The sequence below is a fragment of the Phenylobacterium sp. SCN 70-31 genome, assembly GCF_001724605.1.
Taxonomy (GTDB): domain Bacteria; phylum Pseudomonadota; class Alphaproteobacteria; order Caulobacterales; family Caulobacteraceae; genus Phenylobacterium.
In genome coordinates, this window is record NZ_MEEX01000057.1 from 1 (window position 1) to 8,337 (window position 8,337).

Consider the following 8,337-nt stretch of genomic DNA (forward strand, 5'->3'; position numbering starts at 1 on the left):
CGGCGGCAGCCGCTTCAGCGGCAACTACCAGACCGGCACGGTGAACGTCACCAAGGCCTTCGGCAGCTGCGACGATCCCGGCGGCGGCATCAGCATCTCGGTCGGCGCGGGTACCGGCAATTTCCACGGGCGCGGGCATTGAATATGGCGGTAGTGGGGTTCGGGCGGCGCTTCGACTTGGTTCGCTGGCGCGAACCACGCTCAGCGTGATCGGTTTCAGGCATCAATGGTAAGGAGCGCATGCAGGCGTCAATCCATACCGCCGCGTTGTCTTGATTTCCGAGGGAATCGGAAATCGCCCCCGTTCGGGCTGAGCGTAGCCGCGCAGCGGCGAAGTCGAAGCCCGTGTACGGCGCCTCAATCCCCGCTCGGCCCCCAGCAGAACTCCACCTTCAATCCGCCCAGCGCGGCGCGCGACATCGTGATCGTGCCGCCGGTGGCCTCGGTCAGTTCGCGGGCGATCGCCAGGCCCAGCCCGCTGCCTTCGTTCGCCTCGTCCAACCGGCCGCCGCGCGCCAGCGCATCGCGCGCATGTTCGGCGGCGATGCCGGGGCCGTCGTCCTCGATGCTCACGCGCGCCCACTGCGGTCCGGCGGTTGCGCTGACGCGCACCTGGCGGCGCGCGTAGCGCACGGCGTTTTCCAGCACCGCGCCGAGGATCTCGGAGAGGTCGTCCGGCTGCAGCGCCAGTTGCAGGCCGGCGGGGATGTCCAGGGTGAAGGCCAGTTCGCCGCCGCGGTCGGTCTGTTCCAGCACGGTGAGCAGGCGCTCCACCGTGTCGCGCACCGCGGCGCTGCCGCCGGGCTGGCGACGGATCACGGCGATGCGCGCGCGCGCCAACTCGGCCTCGATCGCGCGACGGATCGCCGCGATGGCGCGATCCAGCCCTTCGGCCGCCTGCTGCGCGCCGGCCTCGCGCGCGCGCCGGCTTTGCGCGGCCATTGCCGCCAGCGGCGTCTTCAGGCCGTGCGCCAGATCCGCCGCGCGCTGGCGCGCCACGGCCAGGTCGCGCTCGCGCGCATCGGCCAGCGCGTTGATCGAATCGACCAGCGGCTGCACCTCGCGCAGGTGCGATTCCGGCAAGCGCGCGCTGGCGCTCTCGCGCAGTGCCGCCAGTTCGCTGCGCACGCGCCCCAGCGGGCGCAGGCCCAGACGCACCTGCAGCCATGCGGCGGCGGAGAGCACCAGCCACAGCACCGCCAGAAACGCTCCCAGCTCGCGGCCGAACTCGGCGCGCGCGCTGGCCAGCGGCGCGGCGTCCAGCGCCAGTTGCACCAGGGCCAGCCGTCCGTCGCCCAGCTCCACCCGGCGTTCGAGGATCGACACCTCTTGGCCGTATGGTCCGGCCGCGCGCTGCAGGCGCCAGTGATCGCTGGGCGCGGCGGCGGAGCGACGCAGGTCCGCATCCCACAGCGAGCGCGAACGCAGCGCGCCGGACGCGGTCGACACTTCCCAGTAATAGCCGCCGGCCGGCGTTTCCAGCCGCGAATCCACCGGCGGCCGCTCGATCTGCGGCGCACCGTCCGGCCCGATCGCCAGGCCGGCCACCAGGCGCAGGCCGTCGCGCGTCATCTCGGCCTGCAATCGCCGCTCCAGGTGATGCTCGAACAGCAGCGTCATGAACAGCCATGCCACTGCCAGCGCCAGCAGGATCGCCGCCATGGCGCCGACCAGCAGCCGCCAGTGCAGCGAGCGGGTGATCACGTGGTGGTTTCCAGCAGGTAGCCGAAGCCGCGGCGGGTGGCGATGATGTCGGCGCCGAACTTGCGCCGCAGCCGCGCCACGATCGCCTCGATTGCATTGGTGTCGCCGTCCTCGGCCGCGCCGTAGAGATGGTCGGCCAGCTCGCCGGCGGAGACGGCGCGGCCGTCCTGGTGCGAGAGGTAATCCAGCAGGCGGAACTCTAGCGGCGACAGCCGCGCCGGCGCGCCATCGAACGAGGCGCTCATCCGCGCGGTGTCCAGCCGCAGGCGGCCGATGGCGACCACGTTGGACAGCCGCCCCGAGCCGCGCCGGATCAGCGCCCGCACGCGCGCGATCAGCTCGCCCATCTCGAACGGCTTGGCCATGTAGTCGTCGGCGCCGGCCTCGATGCCCTCCACCTTCTCGGTCCAGTCGCCGCGCGCGGAGACCACGATCACCGGAAACGCGCGCCCCGCCGCGCGCCAGCGGCGCAGCACCGACAGGCCGTCGAGCCGTGGCAGGCCGAGGTCGAGCACGGCCGCGTCGTAGTCCTCCACGTCGCCGCGATACCAGGCGCTTTCGCCGTCGCCACTGACGTCCACGGTGAACCCGGCCGCTTCCAGCGCGCGGGCAAGATCGGCCTGGATATCGGGGTTGTCCTCGACGACGAGGCAGCGCATCAGTCGTCCTCGACCTTGCGCACTTCGCCGGTGCGCGCGTTGAGTTTCACCTCGCGCACGCGACCCTGCGCGGTGAGCACTTTCACTTCGTACTCCCAGCCGTGGTGCTTGCCGTGTTCCAGCTCCACCTCCACCACGTCGCCGGGCACGCGCTGCTGCACGATGGCGAGGATGCGGCTGAGCGGCAGGATTTCGCCCCGCTGCAGCAACGCACGGGCTTCGACGTGGTCGTCATGGCTGCCGGCCTGCGCGCGCGGCGAAAGGCCCAGCGCGAACGCGGCCAGCAACACCGCGGTGAGCGAGCAGGGGATGGCGATGCGGCGGATCAGATGCATGTTCATGGGCCGATCCTGCGACAACCGCGCTGACAACAAGCTGACACCGGGCGTGGCGCGGATGTCAGCAACGAGGGCACAGACTGCGGGGAACTCCTGCGGATTGAAGTCTCCATGTCCATCGCTTCGCGTGCAAGCTGGTTCGTCCTGGCCGCCATCGCCGGGCTGTCGATCACCATCGGTGCGCAAGCGCAACCGCCGTCCGCCGCGCGCAGCGGCGACGTCACCATCTACTCACCCGCCGACTTCGCCGACAATGCGCCGGCCAACGCGTGGGACATGCTCTCGCGCCTGCCCGGCTTCGTTACCGTGGATGCCGACGAGGACGTGCGCGGCTACGCGGGCGCCCGCGGCAACGTGCTGATCGACGGCGCGCGCCCCACCAGCAAGCACGAGGACACCAAGACCCTGCTCAAGCGCATCCCGGCCAGCGCGGTGGAACGCATCGAGCTGATCCGTGGCGGCGTGCCCGGCATCGACATGGCCGGCTACGCCCTGCTGGCCAACGTGGTGCGCCGGCACGAGGCCACCAGCCAGTCCGCCATCGAGGCAGGCGTGCTCGCCGCCGCCGACGGCTGGATGGCGCCGAAGGGCCAATGGGAATACGGCCGGCGTTGGGACGGCCATGCGCTGGAGCTGGCCGCGAAACTCGACCCGGAACTGGACGACGACACCGGCCGCGGCCACATCGATACGCTCGCGCCCGACGGCACACTGCAGCAGCGCGAACGCTGGGACACCCGCACCATCAAGAAAAAAGGCGAAGCCAGCGCCAGCTGGCGCCAGCCGCTGGCCGGCGGCCAGCTCAGCCTCAACCTTGCCGCCCGCGGCGAACGCGCGCGCACCGATACCCGCCTCGATGCCCTGGCCCCGGCCGAAGGCAGCGAACGCGTGCACGAAGACGAGGACACCAACGAAGCCGAAGCCGGCGCGCGCTACGTGCGCAAGTTCGGCGAACGCACGCGGCTGGAACTGATGGCCACCCGCCACCAGGCCTGGCTGGACGATCGCGAGCGTTCGCACGACGACGATGAGGACGAAACCTTCGACGAGCACACCCGCACCGGCGAAAGCATCGGCCGCATCGACCTCACCCACGCCTGGTCCGATGTGCTCACCCTCAACGGCTCGTTCGAAGGCGCACGCAACACCCTGCGCAGCACCACCCGCCTGCAGCAGGACGGCGTCGCCATCGCCCTGCCCGGCTCCGACGTGCAGATCGCCGAGCGCCGCAGTGAAGCCGCCGCGGGCGCCACCTGGAAACCCGCGCCCGGCTGGATGCTCGACGCCGGCCTGCGGCTGGAGCAATCCACCATCGCGCAAACCGGCGACTCGCCGCGCCAGCGCCACTTCACCTACCCCAAACCGCGGCTTTCCGTGCAATGGGATGTCGACGCCAACGACCAGCTACGCCTCGCGCTCTCGCGCGAAGTCGGCCAGCTCGACTTCGAGGACTTCGTCGCCTCCGCCTCGCTGGAAAACGACCGCATCAGCGCCGGCAACGCCGAACTCAAACCCGACCGCACCTGGCGCAGCGCCCTCACCTGGGAGCACCAGCTGTGGCGCGACGCCGCCTTCACCGCAAGCTGGACCCACGAGCGCATCAGCGACGTGGTCGACCGCGTGCTGGTGATCACCGACGACGACATCTTCGACGCCCCCGGCAACATCGGCGCCGGCCGCCGCGACACCCTGGCCCTGGACATCTCGCTGCCGCTCGACGGTATCGGCTTCCACGGCGGCCGCCTCACCTCGTCGATGCAGTGGCGCCGCAGCCACGTCACCGACCCCACCACCGGCCGCCCCCGCCCCATCTCCGAAGAGAAGCCCGTCGAAGGCAGCATCGAACTCACCCAGGACCTCCCCACCCTGCGCACCCACTGGGGCATCGAACTGGAGCACATCGCCGAACGCAAGACCGAATACCGCTACGACGAGATCAAGCGCGAATCCGAAGGCATGGGCTGGACCGTGTTCGTCGAACGCGAACTGGGCACGCACTGGCGCATGCGCGCCGAGGCGACCGACCTGTTCGGGCGCGGGTTCAGGGAAACGCGGGAGAAGTACGACGGACCGCGTTCGATCGTTCCACTTGAGGAGATCGAGCGGAGGCGGCGGCGGTCGCCGGGGTTTGTGAGTTTGACGTTCCGGCGGAGCGTGGGGGGTTAGGGACACTCGACTCCGCGTCGTCCACCTACCAGGGTCGCTCGGAAGTGCGCTCAGGCGAGTGCCATTCCGCCTGACACGGGTTTCCGCGACACCGGACCGCGCAGCCACGCCGGTTGAGTCGCCCTTATGGATGTGCCATATTCGGCGCCAAATACGGAGCCAAACATGGAAACCATCCACGCCAGCGCGAGTGTCAGCATCACCGAACTCAAGCGCAACCCCAGCGCCGTGATCGAAGCCGCCGATGGCGAATCGGTCGCCGTGTTGGTGCATAACAAGCCCAGCGCCTACCTGGTGCCTGCAGAAACGTACAAGCGCCTGATGGATCGACTGGACGATCTGGAGCTGGCCGAACTGGTGCGCGCACGCAGCGGCGAGAAGCGGGTCAAGGTCAAGCTCGATGACCTATAGCCTGGAGTTCGTCGAGTCCGCGCTGAAGGAATGGCGCAAGCTGTCCGCCGACATCCGCAATCAGCTGAAGAACAAGTTATCCGAGCGACTGACACATCCGCACGTTCCGGCATCCCGTCTGCATGGATTGCCGGACTGCTACAAGATCAAACTGCGCGCATCAGGCTTCCGCCTCGTCTACCAGGTGCATGACAAAGTGCTTGTGGTCACCGTGATCGCGGTAGGCAAGCGGGAAAAAGGGCTGATCTACCTCGCGGCGAAGAAGCGGCTCTAGAAACCAGAGGGGACGTGGCCGAAACATCGGCAGGCCCACCCGGCTGATCACGCTGCGGTACCGCCGCCACGCGCGCCGTTTGACCGTGTCCGGCTCGACGGCACGGGGCGAGGCCAAGGCCAGCAGCAATTACGCCAAATACCTCTGGCGCGCTTATCGCCCGCCATGTTCGCCATGGCCAACTGCGGTTTGGAAAGAACGGAACCCGGTCATTTTGCTACCGCCCCTGCTTGCCCAGATACCAGTCGAACTTCATCGTGTCGTCCCAATGCCTTCCCATCTTCGCGAGGATGTCCTCGCGCTGGATCGGCAGCAGGAATCGCTTGGCGATCGCGTTGTCGATCGACGCGGCGGCGGCTTTCATGAAGCCGGCGCGATCGCCGTAGCGTTCCTCGATCGACAGTCTGGGATCGTGCGCGGCCAGGCGTTCGGCACGCGTGTGGGCGAACGGGATGAAGGCGCCGTAGAGGCTGGAAATGAAGCCGAAACGCGCGAGCTGCGGCGACGTCCAGTTCCAGGCGGTGTAAGTGCCGAGCGGCACCGAGGACATCGCGCCGCGCCAGCCGCCCAACTCGTTGCCGTCAGCATCGACGGCAGGCACCAGCAGCGGATATCTCGCGCCGACACGCACCGGCTCGGTGATGATGCCTTTGCTCGCAAAGTCAGGCCCCATGCGGATCCGCCACAGCGGCGGCGGATCGTTCGGCACGCGGATGCCTGGGATCGCCGGGAATTTCAGCTCGGTCGCGGGGATGAGCGTGGACCCCGGCACCGGCGCCATCGTGGGCGGCGGCGCCACGTTGTCGACCGCCCACATCCGGAGATTCTCGAGCTGGGCATTCATGCCGTCGGCCAGGCCGACATTGGCATTGTAGGGATAGGCCGCTTCCCTGCCCTTCTCGGTGAACTGGCCCGGAAACCTCAGCGCGTGCGCCACGCCGGCGAAGTAATAAAGCCGGCTGTCCGCCCCCAGCGCGACCGGCTGCCTGCCATCGGTGGTCGTCTGCAGCAGCGACGCGTTGCGCGCCCAGTAGCCGGAACTGCTGAGGATGTACATGATCTTCGGCACGGTGTGGTCGTGCACCGCACGGTCCAGCAGGCCGGCGTGGCCGGTGCCGTCGATATCCGGCGTCGGCACATCGGCGAAGGGATACAGGTCCACCGCGCGCAAGTTGCTCATCACCGAGTTGCCCGCCTCGCCAGGCAGCGCGTAACGGTGTTCGAAGGAGCCGCGGCCCGAGCCGGCGGTGGTGATAAGCATGCCGTCGAACACGCGATGGCCGTCCGGTCCGGTATTGAAGCCGTGGTAGACGAAGTCGCGCAGGAAGCGTCCGCCCTGCGAATAGCCGAACGCGAAGACCGCAACGGCGTCGCCGGGACGGTCGTTGATGGCGGAGGGAATGTTCTTCGTCTTCAGATGCACCGCGAAATCGCGTGCGAGCAAGGGGTCATGCGAGCAAGGGGTCAGGTCTAGCGTGCGAGCAAGGGGTCAGGTCTAGCATCGTAGCATTTGTTAGCTTGAGGCCCGTGCGAGCAAGGGGTCAGGTCTAGCATCGTAGCATTTGTTAGCTTGAGGCCTGTCATATGGCCAGACCTTCGTTTCGAATTCGGCACGCACCCCAAGGCGTAGCATTTGTTAGCTTGAGGCCTGTCATATGGCCAGACCTTCGTTTCGAATTCGGCACGCACCCCAAGGGTCAGATCCAGCATCATTGCATTCGGACATCAAACGGCTTGGCGGACGATTCGCCCAACCGTAGTGAAGTGAACGCCGAAGTAGGCGGCAATCTGCGTATAGCTGTATTCACCGGTCGCCCACGCCGCCCGCATGGCGCTATCACGGTCCGGGTGGGCTTTCGCAATCGCCTTCAATGGCGGTGCTGGCGGCCGCCGCTGAGCACGCGGAATATTGATGTCATCCGACCGCTGCCCGGCTCGTTGGTGTGCGCCAGCGACAAAAGCATCGTCACCGAGGAACACCTGGCGGTTCAGATGCTTCCAGATCGACTCGCCTTCCATCCCCTCGTGCACGAACTTCTCGTACGCCGCCACGGCCCGGGCACGGCGTGTTCCAAACTGCGCAAGAAGCCCATCAGTCTCCAGCCAAGCTGGCGCGCCCACCTCCCCCGTAATGGCTTGATAGCTGGGGTCAACTCCAGTAGATAGCTGTCGGCATCGACCAGGATCGCCTTGTAGCGCCCTTGGAACAGGTGGCCCGTGCGGTGGTGACGGCGATTGCTCCATTGCGTGAACACGCCATTGAGTTGGCGCATCCCTTTCGACAAATTGCCATCCGGCGTCGCGATCACCAGATGATAGTGATTGCCCATCAGGCAGTACGCATGGCAACACCAATTGAACTGCCCGACCACCTGGCCGAGCACCTCAAGAAACTGCGCACGATCCACGTCATCCTCATAGATCGCCTCCCGGCGATCACCACGTGCCGTCACGTGATAGAGCGCACCACCAAATTCAAGGCGAACGGGTCGAGCCATGCCGCGGAGCCTACTCCAGCGAATGCTACGATGCTAGACCTGACCCCATGCTTTGCTGGAACGCGCCTTTGGGAGCAAACGCTTCCAGGCCATGGCGGAAAAGACGCTCGGCCGCCCGGTGAGCTTGCGCCGTCCTGGAAGGCCGAAGCGCCCGGACACTGGGCAAAAGGGCATTTAACTTCCTCCGTCCCTGAGGTTTCCCCACGTTTTCATGCCGGCACACCCATCTGATCGAGTAGCGCCGGACTTGGCTTTCGTATCTGATTCATGAGTTCGACGAGCCTGGC

General features: G+C 67.3%; 9 protein-coding genes. 3 read left to right on the top strand and 6 right to left on the bottom strand.

The genetic code is table 11. The annotated features are described in order from the left end of the window. Nucleotides 1-357: 357 nt before the first annotated feature. From ABS78_RS23530 to ABS78_RS23540, 3 genes are read right to left on the bottom strand one after another with little or no spacing between them, the layout of a single operon-like run. Nucleotides 358-1,704, bottom strand: coding sequence for a HAMP domain-containing sensor histidine kinase (locus ABS78_RS23530; protein WP_293385553.1), 1,347 nt, complete (start codon nt 1,702-1,704; stop codon nt 358-360). After that, complete coding sequence (locus ABS78_RS23535) at nt 1,701-2,363, bottom strand: response regulator transcription factor (RefSeq protein ID WP_293385556.1); 663 nt, start codon at nt 2,361-2,363, stop codon at nt 1,701-1,703. Before ABS78_RS23535 ends, ABS78_RS23530 begins: the two co-directional genes overlap by 4 nt. Further along, nucleotides 2,363-2,704, bottom strand: a complete 342-nt coding sequence (locus ABS78_RS23540) for a PepSY domain-containing protein (protein WP_293385559.1) — start codon at nt 2,702-2,704, stop codon at nt 2,363-2,365. Before ABS78_RS23540 ends, ABS78_RS23535 begins: the two co-directional genes overlap by 1 nt. A gap of 108 nt (nt 2,705-2,812) precedes the next feature. Between ABS78_RS23540 and ABS78_RS23545 the strand changes: the two genes are divergently transcribed. The 3 genes from ABS78_RS23545 to ABS78_RS23555 all read left to right on the top strand — a co-directional run bounded on the left by ABS78_RS23545 (nt 2,813) and on the right by ABS78_RS23555 (nt 5,552). After that, complete coding sequence (locus ABS78_RS23545; RefSeq protein WP_293385562.1) at nt 2,813-4,867, top strand: TonB-dependent receptor; 2,055 nt, start codon at nt 2,813-2,815, stop codon at nt 4,865-4,867. A gap of 165 nt (nt 4,868-5,032) precedes the next feature. Beyond that, nucleotides 5,033-5,278: a type II toxin-antitoxin system prevent-host-death family antitoxin gene (locus tag ABS78_RS23550; RefSeq protein WP_293385565.1), complete on the top strand. Its 246-nt coding sequence runs from the start codon at nt 5,033-5,035 to the stop codon at nt 5,276-5,278. Next, complete coding sequence (locus ABS78_RS23555) at nt 5,268-5,552, top strand: type II toxin-antitoxin system RelE/ParE family toxin (protein WP_293385567.1); 285 nt, start codon at nt 5,268-5,270, stop codon at nt 5,550-5,552. Before ABS78_RS23550 ends, ABS78_RS23555 begins: the two co-directional genes overlap by 11 nt. Nucleotides 5,553-5,769: 217 nt before the next feature. On the opposite strand, the gene ABS78_RS23560 is transcribed toward ABS78_RS23555, so the two are convergent. The 3 genes from ABS78_RS23560 to ABS78_RS23570 form a co-directional block, all read right to left on the bottom strand. Next, nucleotides 5,770-6,996 carry an alpha/beta hydrolase domain-containing protein gene (locus ABS78_RS23560; protein WP_293385570.1) on the bottom strand — a complete coding sequence of 409 codons (1,227 nt, stop codon included), beginning with the start codon at nt 6,994-6,996 and terminating at the stop codon, nt 5,770-5,772. Between the two features lie 281 nt (nt 6,997-7,277). Next, a complete protein-coding gene (locus ABS78_RS23565) occupies nt 7,278-7,583 on the bottom strand; it encodes a hypothetical protein (RefSeq protein WP_293385573.1) in 306 nt (101 codons plus the stop codon). Beyond that, on the bottom strand, nt 7,541-8,050 hold the full coding sequence (locus ABS78_RS23570) for a transposase (RefSeq protein ID WP_293385576.1): 510 nt from the start codon (nt 8,048-8,050) through the stop codon (nt 7,541-7,543). Before ABS78_RS23570 ends, ABS78_RS23565 begins: the two co-directional genes overlap by 43 nt. Between the last annotated feature and the right edge of the window lie 287 nt (nt 8,051-8,337).

Excerpts from the sequence above, each read along its gene's own strand:
- ABS78_RS23535 (WP_293385556.1), bottom strand. The coding sequence starts at position 2,363 with ATGCGCTGCCTCGTCGTCGAGGACAACCCCGATATCCAGGCCGATCTT.
- ABS78_RS23540 (WP_293385559.1), bottom strand. The coding sequence starts at position 2,704 with ATGAACATGCATCTGATCCGCCGCATCGCCATCCCCTGCTCGCTCACC.
- ABS78_RS23545 (WP_293385562.1), top strand. The coding sequence starts at position 2,813 with ATGTCCATCGCTTCGCGTGCAAGCTGGTTCGTCCTGGCCGCCATCGCC.
- ABS78_RS23550 (WP_293385565.1), top strand. The coding sequence starts at position 5,033 with ATGGAAACCATCCACGCCAGCGCGAGTGTCAGCATCACCGAACTCAAG.
- ABS78_RS23555 (WP_293385567.1), top strand. The coding sequence starts at position 5,268 with ATGACCTATAGCCTGGAGTTCGTCGAGTCCGCGCTGAAGGAATGGCGC.
- ABS78_RS23570 (WP_293385576.1), bottom strand. The coding sequence starts at position 8,050 with ATGGCTCGACCCGTTCGCCTTGAATTTGGTGGTGCGCTCTATCACGTG.